This is a genomic window from Streptomyces sp. NPDC014764 (genome assembly GCF_043082785.1).
Classification (GTDB): Bacteria; Actinomycetota; Actinomycetes; order Streptomycetales; family Streptomycetaceae; genus Streptomyces; species Streptomyces althioticus.
Map to the genome: position 1 here is coordinate 121,038 of NZ_JBIBXY010000009.1, position 16,224 is coordinate 137,261.

At 70.5% G+C, this 16,224-nt stretch carries 13 protein-coding genes and 1 pseudogene; 11 read left to right on the forward strand and 3 right to left on the reverse strand.

The window, feature by feature from the left end:
* Positions 1–246: 246 nt before the first annotated feature.
* Positions 247–1,152, forward strand: coding sequence for a pyridoxamine 5'-phosphate oxidase family protein (locus ACF1AG_RS22535; protein WP_033274249.1), 906 nt, complete (start codon positions 247–249; stop codon positions 1,150–1,152).
* Between the two features lie 126 nt (positions 1,153–1,278).
* Here the strand turns inward: ACF1AG_RS22535 and ACF1AG_RS22540 are convergent, their stop codons facing one another.
* A complete protein-coding gene (locus ACF1AG_RS22540) occupies positions 1,279–2,064 on the reverse strand; it encodes an HAD family phosphatase (RefSeq protein WP_033274248.1) in 786 nt (261 codons plus the stop codon).
* A gap of 539 nt (positions 2,065–2,603) precedes the next feature.
* Between ACF1AG_RS22540 and ACF1AG_RS22545 the strand changes: the two genes are divergently transcribed.
* From ACF1AG_RS22545 to ACF1AG_RS22585, 9 genes are all read left to right on the forward strand, one after another.
* Positions 2,604–3,389 carry a ScbR family autoregulator-binding transcription factor gene (locus tag ACF1AG_RS22545; protein WP_203551508.1) on the forward strand — a complete coding sequence of 262 codons (786 nt, stop codon included), beginning with the start codon at positions 2,604–2,606 and terminating at the stop codon, positions 3,387–3,389.
* 422 nt (positions 3,390–3,811) lie between these two features.
* Positions 3,812–3,934, forward strand: a complete 123-nt coding sequence (locus tag ACF1AG_RS22550; protein WP_261674463.1) for a hypothetical protein — start codon at positions 3,812–3,814, stop codon at positions 3,932–3,934.
* Complete coding sequence (kdpF, locus tag ACF1AG_RS22555) at positions 3,931–4,020, forward strand: K(+)-transporting ATPase subunit F (protein WP_033274247.1); 90 nt, start codon at positions 3,931–3,933, stop codon at positions 4,018–4,020. Before ACF1AG_RS22550 ends, kdpF begins: the two co-directional genes overlap by 4 nt.
* Before the next feature lie 8 nt (positions 4,021–4,028).
* Positions 4,029–5,690: a potassium-transporting ATPase subunit KdpA gene (kdpA, locus tag ACF1AG_RS22560; RefSeq protein ID WP_391810302.1), complete on the forward strand. Its 1,662-nt coding sequence runs from the start codon at positions 4,029–4,031 to the stop codon at positions 5,688–5,690.
* Positions 5,691–5,722: 32 nt separating this feature from the next.
* Positions 5,723–7,819, forward strand: a complete 2,097-nt coding sequence (gene kdpB, locus ACF1AG_RS22565) for a potassium-transporting ATPase subunit KdpB (RefSeq protein WP_033274245.1) — start codon at positions 5,723–5,725, stop codon at positions 7,817–7,819.
* A gap of 5 nt (positions 7,820–7,824) precedes the next feature.
* The gene (locus tag ACF1AG_RS22570) at positions 7,825–8,493 is read left to right on the forward strand and encodes a potassium-transporting ATPase subunit C (protein ID WP_033274244.1); all 669 of its coding nucleotides are present in this window, start codon (positions 7,825–7,827) and stop codon (positions 8,491–8,493) included.
* Positions 8,494–8,610: 117 nt separating this feature from the next.
* The gene (locus tag ACF1AG_RS22575; RefSeq protein ID WP_191882575.1) at positions 8,611–9,294 is read left to right on the forward strand and encodes a response regulator; all 684 of its coding nucleotides are present in this window, start codon (positions 8,611–8,613) and stop codon (positions 9,292–9,294) included.
* Positions 9,295–9,306: 12 nt separating this feature from the next.
* On the forward strand, positions 9,307–11,847 hold the full coding sequence (locus ACF1AG_RS22580; protein ID WP_391810303.1) for an ATP-binding protein: 2,541 nt from the start codon (positions 9,307–9,309) through the stop codon (positions 11,845–11,847).
* A gap of 383 nt (positions 11,848–12,230) precedes the next feature.
* The gene (locus ACF1AG_RS22585) at positions 12,231–13,619 is read left to right on the forward strand and encodes an NAD(P)/FAD-dependent oxidoreductase (protein WP_191882576.1); all 1,389 of its coding nucleotides are present in this window, start codon (positions 12,231–12,233) and stop codon (positions 13,617–13,619) included.
* Between the two features lie 206 nt (positions 13,620–13,825).
* On the opposite strand, the pseudogene ACF1AG_RS22590 reads toward ACF1AG_RS22585, so the two are convergent.
* Both ACF1AG_RS22590 and aztA read right to left on the reverse strand, forming a co-directional pair.
* A pseudogene (locus tag ACF1AG_RS22590) lies at positions 13,826–14,296 on the reverse strand (ubiquinol-cytochrome c reductase cytochrome b subunit); the annotation flags it as partial.
* A gap of 274 nt (positions 14,297–14,570) precedes the next feature.
* On the reverse strand, positions 14,571–15,341 hold the full coding sequence (gene aztA / locus ACF1AG_RS22595; protein WP_191882578.1) for a zinc ABC transporter ATP-binding protein AztA: 771 nt from the start codon (positions 15,339–15,341) through the stop codon (positions 14,571–14,573).
* A gap of 15 nt (positions 15,342–15,356) precedes the next feature.
* On the opposite strand from aztA, the gene aztB reads away from it, so the two are divergent.
* The gene (aztB, locus tag ACF1AG_RS22600; RefSeq protein WP_230230025.1) at positions 15,357–16,217 is read left to right on the forward strand and encodes a zinc ABC transporter permease AztB; all 861 of its coding nucleotides are present in this window, start codon (positions 15,357–15,359) and stop codon (positions 16,215–16,217) included.
* Positions 16,218–16,224 lie beyond the last annotated feature (7 nt).

Here is a 16,224-nt window from a genome sequence, read left to right on the forward strand (position 1 = left end):
TCTTTCCATGACACCGCAGCGCCGGGGATGGTGCCAGGGATGCCCGGTGCCGTGGCGAGGGCCCGCGGGGCGTCGCGCACGCGTCCGGTCGTCCGCGGTCCGGTGTGCGGGGCAGGCTGCGACGGCCCGACGGGTGGCCGCGCGGGTGGCCGGGCAACCGTCCGGTCCGATCCGGTCGCGCCGTGCGGTGGGGTGCCGACCGTGGCACGTTGGATACAGCGGCATTCCGAGGAGAGGGCAGCGGTCATGCGAGCTCACCTTGGCGACCGGCTCGTCGTGGAGAGCCCGGCGACCGGCGTCGTCAGGCGCGACGGCGAGATCGTCGGACTGCACCACGACGACGGAACGCCTCCCTACGACGTGCGCTGGTCCGACACGGACGACATCACCCTCGTGTTCCCGGGCCCCGACGCGCACATCCAGCACCTCGACGCCGAGCACGGACAGGCCGATACCGCTGACGTGCCCGCCCCGCCGGCCGCGACCGGCCCGGTGCCGGAGGAACCGAATCCGGGCGACATCGGCCGGCGCGTGGCCGTCGAACGCCGCAGGCAGGGACTGAGCCGGGAGGAGACGGCGCGCCGGGCCCGCATCTCCCCGCGGTACCTGGCGTACCTGGAGGAACAATCGGCCGACCCGAGCACGGCGACCCTCCTGGCGCTGGCCGCCGCACTGGGCACCACCGTCACTGCGCTGCGCGGAGCGGGTGTCGATCTGCCACCCGGGCAGGGGCACGCCCTGCTGCGTCCGCAGTTGCGGGACCTCGGCCCGGAGGAATGCCGACGCCTGCTGTCCACCCATGGCGTCGGGCGTATCGCCGTGACGGCGTCCGGCGGACATCCCGCGGTCGTCCCGGTCAACTACGAGGTCGTGGACGACGAGATCGTCTTCCGTACCAAGTCCGGCTCCGTGCCGGCGGCCGCGGCCGGCACCGAGGTCGCCTTCGAGGTCGACCACGTCGACGAAGCGCTGAGCCGCGGGTGGAGCGTCCTCGCCGTCGGTCCCGCGAGCGTCGTCACCGAACCCGGCACCGTGCGTGAACTCACCCGGCGCGCCCACACAGAACCGTGGGCGGGCGGTACGCGGGATGTCTGGGTGGCGATCCGGCCCACGCGCGTCACGGGCAAGCGCATCACTCCCGCCGACCGGTAGGCGCCCACGAGCACCGGTCCGGGAGAGGTGGCCACGGTGTCCAGGACGCCCCGGCAACCGGGCGGCGGAGCGGGACCCCGGACACCTGGTGCCCGGCCGAGCCGGGGACGAATCCCGGTCGGTCGGTCAGAGCGGACGGTTACGGTCGTGATCGCTCTCGGCGCCCGGTGACGAGGCAGGCCGCCAGTTCCGTACCCACCCGAGCACCTCCGGGCGGTCCAGGGCCGGTACCCAGGCATCCGCATGCCCGGTGTTCCCGCCGTCGGGCAGCGGTCCCACGCCGAGGATCCGCAGACCGGCACGCCAAGCCGACTCGATGCCTGTGAGGGAGTCCTCGACGGCCAGGGCGGTTTCCGGGCGGGCTCCGCACAGACGTGCCGCCGTGGTGTACACGTCCGGCCATGGCTTCGGCCGTACCGCCTGCGGTCGCCCGGCGTCCTTCCCGGGATCGCGCCCGCCGCGATCCCCCGGCGGCACCTCGGGCACGACGATGTGGTGGAAGTGGCGGCGCAGCCCGGCGCGGCCGAGGCTCTCCTCCACCACTTCGAGCGGGCAGTTGCTGGCCACGGCCAGCGGCAGCCGCCCGGACAGGAGGCGCACCATTTCACTTGCACCCGGCATCGTGAGCGGGTCCTCCGCCACGAGAGACATGAACTGTGCGAGGAGCGCCGTGGTGAGGTCCGCCGCCAGCTCGGGTTTGTTGGTCTCCTCGGCCATCAGGCGGCCGCAGTCGACGTAGTGCACGCCTTTGGCGCGTTCGGCGAAGCCCGGCGGAGGCAGGAGACCGAACTCACGGAAAGCGCGGTTCCGCGCGTCCTGCCAATGCCGTTCGGTGTCCATCAGCGTGCCGTCGCAGTCGAAGACAACGGCCTCGGGTGACCAGTTCGACAGGGTTCGAAGGGGTGGCGTCATGGTGGCCTCCTGGACGAGAGGGCGGGAGTGGGCACACGAGTCGCGGGAGCGCGCGACTACGTGGGTGAGGCGGCGGAGGCCACGCGACGACGGGGCGCGAGGAGGACCGATGCGCTTCGGGAAATCACCGGCCAGGACGACTCGTATTTCGGGGCATCAGCCGCAAAGGTAAAACATTGCAATGGCTACGATATTTACCTCTCGAAAAGCGGCGCAATCACCGTTTCGAGTACTCGCCCCGCGGGCGATCAGGGTGTAAGCGCCTGCCCCGGCCCGCCACTCACACGCTGTTCGTGCAGCGTCATCCCCACTGCGGGCAAAGCGAGTTGCGGCATATGCGTACGGCGAGAACCACGCCTCGGTATGCGACGGAAAAGAGAATGAGCGAACCAGGAGCGGCACTCCGGAAGGCAATATCCACTCTTTGGTGTTCAGATTCGAAAGAAATACCGCAATCGCTGCGTGAGACTGACAGTTCATCGCTCCAGGCGTACGCGGGCGCACTACATTGTGGGCCGTTCACTACGGAGCCGAACGAGGTGCGCGAGATCTTGCAGGAACGGGCCAGAGCAACCCGCAGATCACTCCTGGAGGCAGCCGCCTGCCTCTTCGCCCAGCAGGGCTACGCAGGCACGAGCGTCAACGACATAAGCGCCCGGTCGGGACGGACCAGCGGATCCGTGTACTTCCATTACGCCAGCAAGGAAGGCATCGCCCAGGCGGTCGTCCGGGACGGCTTCGCGACCTGGCCGAGCCTCGTATCCCGGTACGACGACCCGAGCGTGCCGCCCCTGGAGCGCCTCGTCGCACTGAGCTACGACGTCGCCCGCGCTCTCGCCGAGGACTCCCTGACCCGTGCGGGTGCCCGCCTCTGGGCCGAGCGCCACACCATCAACGTGGATCTTCCCGACCCCTTCGTCCTCTGGACGGCCGCGGCCACACGCCTGCTCGCCCAGGCCCGGGCCGAGGGGTCCCTGCCCGCCGGTGTCCGCCCGGCCGCCACCGCCCGCACCCTGGTCCGGGCCTTCTACGGGTTCTGCACCCTGACGGAGGCACTGGAGGGTTCCCACGCGCTCACCGGCCGCCTCTCCGACTGGTGGCAGTTGACGCTGCCCGCCCTCCAACGGGACGTCCGGTCCGGTCAGGTCCCGACGCGCCCGGCAGCCGCCACGCCGTCCGTCGACAACCGCCCGCCCCCGGGGGCGCCTGCCACCAGCGACCGAAAGCCGGCCGTCCGAGCTGTGGAACACCAGTCGAACCGCCCCCCGGCCGGCCCCGCCGGCTCGGTCGGCGACCGGGGCCCGGCGGGGTGCGGCCGAACGTGACGCCGCCGTGCGGCGGCAGGTGACGCGGCCCGGTCATGAGCGCCGAAACACCGGGTTCCGCCCCCCATGGGTCCTCTGTCCGGTGCCGGGAGTCTTCTGGCCGCCCGGCGTCGCGGCATCCCGCACCGTGACGCCCCGGCCACCGCGGACGAGTCACGTCATCAACCCGACGTGCGGATGCTCGGGCTCCGCCGGGCAGGCGAACAGGTCCTGCCGGTAGCCGCTGCCCCTCTGCACCCCGGTCGCGTTGCAGCCGCGGTGGCCGGGGCGCGGTCCCGGCTGCTGTGAGGCGTCTCACCTGCACGTCGGTCCGTCACTTGCGGGTAGGGACGGGCGGCGTATGCGTTCCGTCAAGATGCTCCGCGATGCCGTCAGGGAGCCGTCAACGCCTGCCGCGATCAGACCGCGGAGGCGTTTTCCTCTTGTTGTCCGTTCCGTTCGACCGACTTCAGGAGTGCGCGATGGCCGATCTGGCCTTCGTCGTCACCGCGCTCGCGGGTTTCGCGCTGGTGGCCTTCACCGCCAAGGGGGTGACGAAGCTGTGACCGCCGAGAACGTCGTCGGCCTGGTCGTGGCCGTCACCCTGCTGGGCTATCTCGTATTCGCTCTGCTCTTCCCGGAGAGGTTCTGAGCCACAGCATGGGTCCCGTAACCGCCGGCGTGCTTCAACTGCTCGCCTTGACCGGCGCTCTGGCGCTCGTCCACATCCCCCTCGGCACCTATGTGGCCAGGGTCTACTCCTCCCAGCGGCACCTGCGCGTCGAGAGGTGGATCTACAAGGGCATCGGCGCCGACCCGGACACGGAGATGCGCTGGCCCGCGTATCTGCGCGGTGTCCTCGTCTTCTCCCTGGCCGGCGTCCTCCTCCTCTACGCCCTCCAGAGGCTCCAGGGTGTTCTGCCCGGCTCGCTCGGTTTCGCCTCGATCGATCCCGACCAGGCGTTCAACACGGCCGTGTCGTTCGTGACGAACACGAACTGGCAGTCGTACTACGGCGAGCAGGCCATGGGCCACGTCGTGCAGACCGCCGGTCTGGCCGTGCAGAACTTCGTCTCCGCGGCCGTCGGCATGGCCGTCGCGGTGGCACTGGTGCGCGGCTTCGCACGGTCGCGCTCCGGTGAGCTGGGCAACTTCTGGGCCGACCTGGTGCGTGGTGTCGTGCGCATCCTGGTGCCGCTGGCGTTCGTCGCCGCGATCGTGCTGGTCGCCTGCGGCGTCATCCAGAACTTCTCCGGCATCCACACGGTCGGCCAGTTCACGGGCGGCTCGCAGGAGTGGAACGGAGGCGCGGTCGCCTCGCAGGAAGCCATCAAGGAACTCGGCACCAACGGCGGTGGCTACTTCAACGCCAACTCCGCCCACCCCTTCGAGAACCCCACCCCGTTCTCCAACCTGTTCGAGATCTTCCTGATCCTGGTCATCCCGTTCGCCCTGCCCCGCACCTTCGGCGTCATGGTGGGCTCGGTGAGGCAGGGATACGCGATCCTCGCCGCGATGGGCACGATCTGGCTGGGATTCGTCTCGCTGATGATGTGGGCTGAGTTCTCCCACCAGGGCCCCGCGTTCGAGCTGGCGAACGGGGCGATGGAGGGCAAGGAGGTCCGGTTCGGGATCGGTGGATCGTCCCTCTTCGCGGTGTCGACCACGCTCACGTCCACCGGCGCGGTGGACTCCTTCCACTCCTCCTTCACCGGCCTGGGGGGCGGCATCACCCTGCTCGGCATGATGCTGGGCGAGATCGCGCCCGGCGGTGTGGGCTCCGGCCTCTACGGCATGCTGGTCATGGCGGTCATCGCGGTGTTCATCGCCGGCCTGATGGTCGGCCGCACGCCCGAATACCTGGGCAAGAAGATCGGCACCCGCGAGATCAAGCAGGCGGCCCTGTACATCCTGGTCACCCCGGCACTCGTGCTGGTCCTCACCGCCGCGGCCATGGCCCTGCCCACCCCTGGCCACTCGATGACCAACAGCGGCGCGCACGGGTTCTCCGAGATCCTGTACGCCTACACGTCGGCCTCCAACAACAACGGTTCGGCCTTCGCCGGCCTGAACGCGGACACCCAGTGGTTCAACACCACCCTCGGCATCGCGATGCTGCTCGGCCGCTTCGTGCCGATGATCTTCGTCCTCGCGCTGGCCGGCTCGCTGGCCCGGCAGACGCCGGTACCGGTCACCGCGGGCACGCTGCGTACCGGGAAGCCGCTGTTCGCCGGGCTGCTGGTGGGCGCCGTCCTGATCATCACCGGCCTCACGTACTTCCCCGCTCTCGCGCTGGGTCCGCTCGCCGAAGGGCTGGCGTGATGACCGTCCGCACTCAGAAATCAGAGGACTCCATGTCCACTTCCACCGTGGCGCCCCACCGTGGCGCGCCGACGGGTCACCACCCCGAAGGCCGCACCGGCGCAGGCCTGTTCGACCCGGGGCAGGTGCTGAAGTCGCTGCCCGACGCGTTCCGCAAGCTCGATCCCCGGGTGATGGTCACGTCCCCCGTGATGTTCGTGGTCCTCGTGGGCTCCGTCCTGACGACGGTCTTCTCCTTCACCGACCCGGGCGACTGGTTCGGCTGGACGATCAGCGCCTGGCTGTGGCTCACCGTCATCTTCGCGAATCTGGCGGAGGCGGTCGCCGAGGGCCGCGGCAAGGCGCAGGCGGACACCCTGCGCAAGGCCAGGACCGGCACCGTGGCGCGTCGACTGGGAGGGGACGGCGGGCCGGAGGAGCGCGTGCCGGGTACCCGTCTGAGGATCGGCGACCTGGTCGTCTGCGAGACCGGAGACGTGATCCCCGGCGACGGCGACGTCGTCGAAGGGGTCGCGAGCGTCGACGAGTCGGCGATCACCGGTGAGTCGGCGCCCGTCATCCGTGAGTCCGGCGGTGACCGCAGCGCCGTCACCGGAGGCACGAAGGTGCTGTCCGACCGGATCGTCGTCAGGATCACGACGAAGCCGGGGGAGACCTTCATCGACCGGATGATCGGCCTGGTGGAGGGGGCGGCCCGGCAGAAGACGCCCAACGAGATCGCGCTGAACATCCTGCTCGCGTCGCTGACGGTCGCCTTCCTGCTCGCGGTGGCCACCCTGCCGCCGTTCGCCGACTACGCGGGCTCCGCGCTGAGCATGGTCGTGCTGGTGGCCCTGCTGGTCTGTCTGATCCCGACCACGATCGGAGCGCTGCTCTCCGCGATCGGCATCGCGGGCATGGATCGTCTGGTGCAGCGCAACGTACTGGCCATGTCGGGCCGTGCGGTCGAGGCGGCCGGTGACGTCTCCACGTTGTTGCTCGACAAGACCGGCACCATCACCCTCGGCAACCGGCAGGCGTCCGAGTTCGTGCCGGTGCGCGGGACGACCGAGGCCGAGGTCGCCGATGCCGCACAGCTGTCGTCGCTGGCCGACGAGACGCCCGAGGGCCGCTCGGTCGTCGTGCTCGCCAAGGAGAGGTACGGGCTGCGCGAGCGGCACCAGGGCGAGCTGGTGGGCGCCCGGTGGACCGAGTTCAGCGCGCAGACCCGCATGTCGGGTGTGGACCTCGACGGCCGCAGCATCCGCAAGGGCGCGGCCGGTGCGGTCATCGCCTGGGTCGAGGAACGCGGCGGCCAGGTCACCGAGGACGCCGCCACCGTCGCCGACCGCATCTCGGAGGCCGGCGGCACCCCGCTGCTGGTCGCCGTCGAGGACACCGACGGCGCCCGTGTCCTGGGTGTCATCCACCTCAAGGACGTCGTCAAGCACGGCATTCGGGAGCGGTTCCAGGAGCTTCGCCGCATGGGCATCAGGACCGTCATGATCACCGGCGACAACCCGCTGACGGCCAAGGCGATCGCCGAGGAGGCGGGCGTCGACGACTTCCTCGCCGAGGCGACTCCCGAGGACAAGATGGCACTGATCAAGCGGGAGCAGGCGGGCGGCAAGCTGGTCGCGATGACCGGTGACGGGACGAACGACGCGCCGGCCCTCGCCCAGGCGGACGTCGGCGTCGCGATGAACACCGGTACGTCGGCCGCCAAGGAGGCCGGCAACATGGTCGACCTCGACTCCGACCCGACCAAACTCATCGACATCGTGGAGATCGGCAAGCAACTGCTGATCACGCGCGGTGCGCTGACGACGTTCTCCGTCGCCAACGACGTCGCGAAGTACTTCGCGATCATTCCGGCACTGTTCGCGGCCGTCCACCCGGGCCTGGACAAGCTCAACATCATGGGCCTGTCCTCGCCGGACTCGGCGATCCTGTCCGCGGTGATCTTCAACGCCCTCGTCATCATCGCGCTGGTCCCGCTGGCCCTCAGGGGCGTGCGGTACCGGCCGGGCAGCGCCGACACGCTGCTGCGCCGCAACCTCGCCGTCTACGGCCTCGGCGGCCTGATCGCGCCGTTCGTCGGCATCAAGATCATTGACATGCTCGTCTCCCTCATCCCCGGAATCGGCTGATCGCCATGACCAACTCCCTGACGAACACCGCACGGTTGCTCGGGGCGGGCCTGCGGGCACTGCTCGTGCTGACCCTGGTGACCGGTGTCCTCTACCCGCTGGTGATCACCGGCATCGCACAAGGGCTGTTCAACCACAAGGCGAACGGCTCCGACATCACGGCGGACGGCAAGGTCGTCGGCTCGTCCCTCATAGGGCAGCCCTACAACCTGCCGCCGGGCAAGGGTGAGGAGACCCCGGCGCCCGACCTCACATGGTTCCAGGGCCGCCCGCAGAACGGCCTGGGCACCAACAGCGTCAACACCCAGTACAAGCTCATCCTGTCCGGCGCGACGAACCGGTCCGGCGACAACGAAGAGCTCGTCCAATGGGTGAAGGACGCCAAGGCCGCCGTCGTGAAGGTCAACTCCACCGCCGGCCACACGATCGATCCGTCCGAGGTGCCCGCCGACGCGGTCACCTCCTCCGGCTCCGGACTGGACCCGGACATCTCCCCGCAGTACGCGCACCTCCAGGTCCACCGGATCGCCGAGAGGAACGGCCTGCCCGTCGCCGAGGTGCAGTCGCTCGTCGACGAGCACACCGAGGGCCGCACCCTCGGCTTCATGGGCGAGCCCCGCGTGAACGTCCTGGAGCTCAACACCGCCCTCAAGGCACTCCTTGCCAAGAGGTGAGGGCTCGGCGGAGCCGGCGGCGCCGAACCCCCGCTGCCGCCGGCTCCGACAGCGCCGTGCGCGTCGGCCTTCCCGCCGGCACCCACGGCCCGACGTACGACAGGAGGGCGCACATCCATGACCCGGATGCTCGTGGTGGAGGACGCCCCGCAGCTCGCGCGGGTCCTGGTGATCAACCTGCAGGCGCTTCACTACGACGTGGACACCGCACCCGACGGGGCCACGGCACTGCGGCTCGCCTCGGCGCGTCCGCCCGACGCCGTGCTGCTCGACCTGGGGCTGCCCGACAGGGACGGCGTCGACGTCATCAGAGGACTGCGGGGCTGGCCCCGGGCACCGATTCTGGTCCTGTCCGCCCGGCAGTCGTCCGCTGAGAAGGTGTCGGCCCTGGACGCCGGCGCCGACGACTGCATCACCAAGCCCTTCGGCATGGACGAGCTGCTGGCCCGGCTGCGGGCCGCCGTCCGGCGCGCGGAGGACCTCCCACTCGCCCGGAAGACCTCGCTGGTCGAAACGGCCGACTTCGTCAACGACCTGCTCGCCAAGAAGGTCGTGACAGGCGAGCGGGACGTGCGGCTCACCCCGACCGAGTGGCATCTGCTGGAGATCCTGGTCAGCCATCCGCGCCGGCTCTTCACCCAGCAGCACCTCCTCCACGAGGTCTGGGGCATCTCACGGCACGACAGGACCGACTACCTGCGTGTCTACATGGCCCAGTTGCGTCGCAAACTGGAGAAGGACCCTTCCCATCCCCGCCAGCTGATCACCGAGCCCGGCATGGGCTGCCGCTTCGAGGCATGACCGAGGGACGACATGGCACGCGGCAAGCTCCGGATCTACCTCGGCGCGGCACCCGGCGTCGGCAAGACCTACGCGATGCTGTCGGAGGCGCACCGCCGCATCGAACGCGGTACCGACTGCGTGGTCGCTTTCGTGGAGCACCACCATCGGCCGCGCACCGAGGTGATGCTCCACGGCCTCGAACAGGTGCCCCGCAGGGAGCTCGGGTACCGGGGCGCCACGTTCACCGAGATGGACGTGGACGCCGTCCTGCGCCGCGCCCCGAGGGTGGCCCTGGTCGACGAGCTGGCCCACACCAACGTGCCGGGCTCCCGCAACGCCAAGCGCTGGCAGGACGTCGAGGAACTGCTCGCCGCCGGCATCGACGTGGTCTCGACCGTCAACATCCAGCACCTCGAGTCGCTGGGCGACGTGGTCGAGTCGATCACCGGGGTGCGGCAGCGCGAGACCGTTCCCGACGAGGTAGTCCGGCGCGCCGACCAGATAGAGCTGGTCGACATGTCGCCACAGGCGCTGCGCCGCCGCATGGCGCACGGCAACATCTACACGCCGGGCAAGGTCGACGCGGCCCTGTCCAACTACTTCCGTCCCGGCAACCTCACCGCGTTGCGTGAACTCGCCCTCCTGTGGGTGGCCGAGCGGGTCGACACCTACCTGACCGAATACCGCAGCGAGCACCAGGTCTCGGCCGTCTGGGGCTCCCGCGAGCGGATCGTGGTCGGTCTGACCGGCGGCCCGGAGGGACGCACCCTGATCCGGCGCGCCGTCCGGCTGGCCGGGAAGGGCGCGGGCGGCCAGGTCATGGCCGTGTACATCTCCCGCAGCGACGGACTCACCGCCGCCTCACCGAGCGAGCTGGCCCTCCAGCGCACCCTGGTCGAGGACCTCGGCGGCACCTTCCACCATGTCGTCGGCGACGACATACCGGCCGCCCTCCTCGACTTCGCCCGCGGAGCGAACGCCACCCAGATCGTCCTCGGTTCCTCCCGGCGCAGGAGCTGGCAGTACGTCCTCGGGCCGGGCGTCGGCGCCACGGTCGCCCGTGACTCCGGTCCCGACCTCGATGTCCACCTCGTCACGCACGACGAGACGGGCAAGGGCCGCGGACTGCCGGTGGCGCGCCGGGCACACCTCGGGCGATCCCGGGTACTCAGTGCGTGGCTGGTCGGCGTGCTCGGCCCTGTCCTGCTCACCCTTCTCCTCACCGGAGCCGTACCCGACGCCGGCCTCGCCAACGACATGCTGCTGCTCCTGACGCTCACGGTGGCGGCAGCCCTGCTGGGCGGGCTCTGGCCGGCGCTCGCCTCCGCGATGGCCGGTTCGCTGCTGCTCAACTGGTACTTCACTCCGCCCGTGCGCACCCTGACCGTCGCCGACCCGAAGAACATCCTCGCCATTCTCGTCTTCGTCGGGGTGGCCGTGTCCGTGGCGTCCGTGGTGGACCTCGCGGCACGCCGCACCCACCAGGCCGCCCGGCTGCGCGCCGAGTCGGAGATCCTCTCCTTCCTCGCCGGCAGCGTCCTGCGCGGCGAAACGAGTCTCGACGAACTGCTGCAACGGGTCCGCGAGACCTTCGGCATGGAATCGGTGGCGCTGCTGGAGCGGGAGAGCGACGTGGCACCCTGGACCTGTGTCGGCTACGCGGGCCCACGCCCCTGTGCCACACCCGACGAGGCGGACGTCGACGTGCCGGTCGGCGACCACATGGCCCTGGCCCTGTCCGGCCGCGTCCTGCCGGCCGAGGACCGTCGGGTGCTGGCCGCCTTCGCCGCCCAGGCGGCGGTGACCGTGGACCGCCGGCGCCTGCGGCAGGAGGCCGACCGGGCCAAGCAACTTGCCGAGGGCAACCGCATCCGCACCGCCCTCCTCGCCGCCGTCAGCCATGACCTGCGCACCCCCCTGGCCGGTATCAAGGCCGCCGTCACCTCACTGCGCTCCGCCGACGTCGCATGGTCCGAGGCGGACGAGGCGGAGCTGCTGGAGGCCGTCGAGGAAGGCGCCGACCGCCTCGACCACCTGGTCGGCAACCTGCTCGACATGTCCCGTCTCCAGACCGGCACGGTCACCCCGATCATCCGGGAGACCGACCTGGACGAGGTCATTCCGATGGCGCTCGGCGGCGTTCCCGAGGACAGCGTGGACCTGGACATCCCCGAATCCCTGCCCATGGTGGACGTCGACCGCGGCCTGCTGGAACGTTCGGTCGCCAATGTCGTCGAGAACGCGGTGAAGTACGCACCGCCGGGGGAGCGTGTGCTGGTCGCCGCCAGCGCCATGGCCGACCGGGTGGAGGTCCGGGTCGTCGACCGCGGCCCTGGTGTCCCGGACGAAGCGAAGCCCCGGATCTTCGAGCCCTTCCAGCGCTACGGAGACACGCCCCGCGGCAACGGCGTCGGCCTCGGCCTCGCGGTCGCACGTGGCTTCGCCGAGGCCATCGGCGGCAGCCTGCACGCCGAGGACACACCCGGTGGGGGCCTGACCATGGTCCTCGCCCTGCCGACGGCATCGCGGCGGGGTGCGCGGCAGCCGGGCCGTTCGGAGGCGCCGGCCTGACGTGCTCATGATCTCCGATCGCCCCACCTCGACGTGTCTCCCGCCACGACAGGTGTCCAGCCGGAGCCGGCAGGGTTGAGGTGACGTGGATCCTGGCCATGACGACGGACACGGCAGTACCGCGACGCCGGGGCGCATGATCCCGGCCGGCGCCCCCGAACACGTCGGGGCAGCCGCCCGGGCGGACACGAAGGAGTCGAGCACGGCCGACCCCGCCTGACCACCGATCAGGCCCGACCGCCGATGCCAACCTCCGGGACGAGCCGGTCAGCGGAAGGACGCTCCCCGGAGCGATGCCTCGACGTGGCGAGTGTCCAGCGGATGCGGCCGACGGGTGGGCGGCCGAGGCTGGGGAGGTACGGCGTTCGTGGTGGAGGATCGACATGGCACAGGAAGACACCGGCGTGGAAGACGTGGACCTCCTCGTCGTCGGAGGCGGCAAGGGCGGGAAGACGCTCGCCATGGACATGGCCCGCAGCGGCGGGCGGGTGGCCATGGTGGAGCGCGGCATGATCGGCGGTACGTGCATCAACGTGGCATGCATCCCCACCAAGACCCTGGTGACCAGCGCCAGGCTCCTCGACAGTCTGAGCCGGGCGGAACAGGTCGGTGTCCGCGCCGGCAAACCGGTGGCCGACCTGACCCTCCTGCGTGAGCACAAGGACGGCGTGGTGGCAGGCATGGTGGACCTCAACCACCGGCAGTTCCTCGACAGCGGTATGGACTTCGTCCTGGGAACCGCCCGCTTCACCGGCGAACGCACCGTGCGGGTCGAACTGAACGACGGAGGCACCCGAGTCCTGCGGGGCAAGGACGTGGTGATCAACACCGGCACGACACCCGCGATGCCGGACATCCCCGGGATCGCCGAGGCCGGCCCCCTCACCAGTGAGACGCTCCTGCACCTGGACCGCATCCCCGAACACCTTGTCGTGATCGGCGGCGGTTACGTGGGACTGGAGTTCGCCCACATGTTCGCCGCTTTCGGCAGCCGGGTCACGATGCTGCACCGCGGCGAGCGGGTGCTGCCCCGGGAGGACCCGGACGTCTCCGAGGCGATGGCGGAGTTCCTCGCGGACGCCGGCGTACGACTGCACACGCGCGTCATCCTCACCGAGGTGTCGCGCGGCCCGTCCGGCATGACCGTACGGCTGAGCGACGGGACGGAGGTGACCGGCACGGACGTGCTGGTGGCCGTCGGCCGGGAACCGGTGACCAGGGAACTCGACCTCGACGCGGCAGGCGTACGCACGGACGATCGCGGCTTCGTGAAGGTCGACGACCGGCTGGCGACATCGGCGCCGCGCACGTGGGCTGTGGGAGATGTCGCGGGCAGCCCACAGTTCACGCACGTCTCGCTCGACGATTACCGCATTGTGAAGGCGAACATCGCCGGCGCGGACCGGCGGACCACAGGACGGCTGGTGCCCTGGAACGTCTTCACCACCCCCGAACTGGCCCGGGTCGGCATGACCGAGATCGAGGCCCGGGCAGCGGGCCACGACGTGCGCGTCGCGCGCATGCCGGTCGCCACCGTTCCACGCGCTCGCACGCTGCGGGACACCCGGGGCGTCTGGAAGGCCGTCGTCGACCGGGACAGCGACCGGATCCTGGGCGTGGCCCTGCTCGGCCCGGACGCCTCGGAGGTGATGACCGTCGTGCAGACCGCCATGCTCACGGGCGCCCCGTACACGCTGCTCAGGGACTCGATCATCGCCCACCCCACCATGGCGGAAGGGCTGAACATGCTGTTCAACGCCCTGACCGACTGATCCCGCGGGGCGGGGGTGCGGGTGCGGCCGCGGGTGCCGGTGGCCGTGGACTGACGCCGCTGGAGGCGCACCGGACGGCGCGAGGCGCGCATCGAGGGCCTGACCGACGCCGACGGCCAACAGGTGCGGCCCTCGGCGTCGCTCCGGTGCCGCACCGTGCGTGCCGGAGGCCGACCCGCCGCGATCGTCCCTGCCCGTATCGCGGCTCAGACTCCGTGCCGACGGGTGACCTCCTTGTACTCGTCCACTGTGGGCTTGGGAACCTGTGTGCCCGGCCCGTAGAAGCCACGGCTGAGTTTGACGCGCAGGCGCTGGGTGAAGGTGGGCGCCCTACCGTCGTTCTCCAGGGCCTTCAAAGGCTCCTGCTGCTCGTGCGCCGTGAGGGCGTGCAGACGCGCCTGGCTGAGCGGCTCGTGGACCTCGACGTACTCGCCGTTCCCGAGGCGTTTGATGACGCCGCTCTCGCGACCGTGCAGGACCGTCTCCCGATCGCGGTGCTGCAGCCCGAGTGCCCACCGTTTGGCGATCACGAAGGCCGCCAGCGGTGCGACGAACAGCCCGATGCGTACGGCCCAGGTGACGGCGTTGACGGAAACGTGCAAGTGGGTGGCGATCACGTCGTTGGCCGCGCCGATGAGGGCCATGAGGTAGACGCTGAGCCAGGCCACTCCCAGGGCGGCCGGTCCGGCTGGGCCTGGTCAACGATCCTGGCGCGACGGCCGACATCGTGGTGATGGTGCGTGCCGGCGGACCGGGCCTCGCCGGCCCGCCGGACATCCGGCCGGTACGAGTTCGGCCCGTCCCGGTGCGTACGGCGTGCCGTCGAGAACCGAGAGGCACGTCGAGAACTGAGAGGCACACGGCGGTCGTTGCCGGTGGTTGGCGCCCGTAGCCACCACGGCCGCCGGAGGTTCGCCGTCGCGCCGTGCCGGCCGGTCACGAGGTATGTCATCAGCCGGCAGTCGTGGGAGGTGCGAGAACGGCTGGTTGCCAGACGCGGGCCAGCGCCGATGTGGTGAGGACCTGGTCCGGATGCCCCTGTCCGGCGATGCGGCCGTCCTGAAGCAGGAGGCATGCGTCCGCCGTGCGTGCGACCTCCAGGTCGTGCGTGGCCTGCACGACCGTCACCCCGTCGGCGACCAGTTCCGTCAGCAGGGTCCCGATCCGCTCCGTCGCCTCCGGATCCAGCCCCGTGGTCGGCTCGTCGAGGAGAAGAAGGTCCGACTCCTGTGCCAATCCCTGTGCGATGAGCGCGCGTTGACGTTGTCCACCCGACAGCTCGCCCAGCTGACGTGAGGCGAGGTCCCGGATCTTGAGCCGGTCGAGCACCGCATCCACGGTCGAGTGGTCCCGGCGGGTCAGCCTGCGCCACGGGCCGCGGTCGCCCCAGCGCCCCATCTCCACGGTCTGCCGGACGGTGAGCGGCAGGGCGTCACCGACGGCTCCGCGCTGCGGGACGAACGCCGGTGGCCGGTCTCCGGTGCGGTGGAGATCACCGGATGTCGGACGGATCACACCGGCGAGCACGCCGAGCAGGGTCGACTTGCCGCTGCCGTTCGGTCCCACGAGCACGGTCGAGGCCGCCTTCGGTATCTGCGCGTTGATGTCACGAAGCACGGGGCGGCCCGGGTAGCCGGCGCAGACCCCGGAGAAGTGGAGGTGAGCAGTCCGCTCCAGGGGCGAGGTGGGCGAGGGGCGAGGTTTGTTGAACATGATTTTCATTGTAGGGTCCTCGCCATGGAATGGCTGACGGTCCCCTTCGAGGCGACCTTCGTACAACGAGCCCTGTGGGGCGGGATACTCGTGTCCGCGATCTGCGCGTCGGCGGGCACCTGGGTGGTGCTGAGGGGAATGGCCTTCCTCGGTGACGCCATGTCCCACGGGTTGCTGCCGGGCGTCGCGCTGGCCGCGCTGCTCGGCGGAAATCTGATCGTGGGGGCGGTGGCCAGCGCCGTCGTCATGACGGCCGGCGTCACCGCGCTCGGCCGTACACCGCGGCTGTCCCAGGACACCGGTATCGGGCTGCTGTTCGTGGGCATGCTCTCGCTCGGCGTGATCATCGTGTCGCGCTCCCAGTCCTTCGCGGTCGACCTGACCGGCTTTCTCTTCGGCGACGTGCTCGCCGTCCGGAAGCAGGACCTCCTCGTGCTCGCGGCGGCGTTGCTCGCGACGTTGGCGGTGTCGGTCCTCGGCCACCGCGCCTTCCTGGCCCTGGCGTTCGACGAGCGCAAGGCTCACACCCTGGGCCTGCGGCCTCGCCTGGCCCACGCCGTGCTGCTCGGCCTTCTCGGTCTGGCGATCGTGGCCTCGTTCCACATCGTGGGAACGCTGCTCGTCCTCGGACTGCTCATCGCACCGCCGGCCGCCGCTCTGCCCTGGGCCCGCAGCGTGCGCGGGATCATGACACTCGCCGCCCTGCTCGGCGCCACCGCCACGTTCGGCGGGCTGCTTCTGTCCTGGCATCTGAGCACCGCCGCCGGCGCGACCGTCGCGGCGCTCGCCGTGAGCCTGTTCTTCCTCTCCCACATGGTGTCCGGCCTGCGTGACCGCCGTGCGCGCCACACCCCCGCCCCGGCCCCCGTACTCGAAGTCGACTGAAAGAAGT

Bases quoted from the DNA above. Each gene is read 5' to 3' on its own strand.
- ACF1AG_RS22535 (WP_033274249.1), top strand. From the start codon at position 247: ATGCGAGCTCACCTTGGCGACCGGCTCGTCGTGGAGAGCCCGGCGACC.
- ACF1AG_RS22540 (WP_033274248.1), bottom strand. From the start codon at position 2,064: ATGACGCCACCCCTTCGAACCCTGTCGAACTGGTCACCCGAGGCCGTT.
- kdpA (WP_391810302.1), top strand. From the start codon at position 4,029: ATGGGTCCCGTAACCGCCGGCGTGCTTCAACTGCTCGCCTTGACCGGC.
- kdpB (WP_033274245.1), top strand. From the start codon at position 5,723: ATGTCCACTTCCACCGTGGCGCCCCACCGTGGCGCGCCGACGGGTCAC.
- ACF1AG_RS22570 (WP_033274244.1), top strand. From the start codon at position 7,825: ATGACCAACTCCCTGACGAACACCGCACGGTTGCTCGGGGCGGGCCTG.
- ACF1AG_RS22575 (WP_191882575.1), top strand. From the start codon at position 8,611: ATGACCCGGATGCTCGTGGTGGAGGACGCCCCGCAGCTCGCGCGGGTC.
- ACF1AG_RS22580 (WP_391810303.1), top strand. From the start codon at position 9,307: ATGGCACGCGGCAAGCTCCGGATCTACCTCGGCGCGGCACCCGGCGTC.
- ACF1AG_RS22585 (WP_191882576.1), top strand. From the start codon at position 12,231: ATGGCACAGGAAGACACCGGCGTGGAAGACGTGGACCTCCTCGTCGTC.
- aztA (WP_191882578.1), bottom strand. From the start codon at position 15,341: ATGAAAATCATGTTCAACAAACCTCGCCCCTCGCCCACCTCGCCCCTG.
- aztB (WP_230230025.1), top strand. From the start codon at position 15,357: ATGGAATGGCTGACGGTCCCCTTCGAGGCGACCTTCGTACAACGAGCC.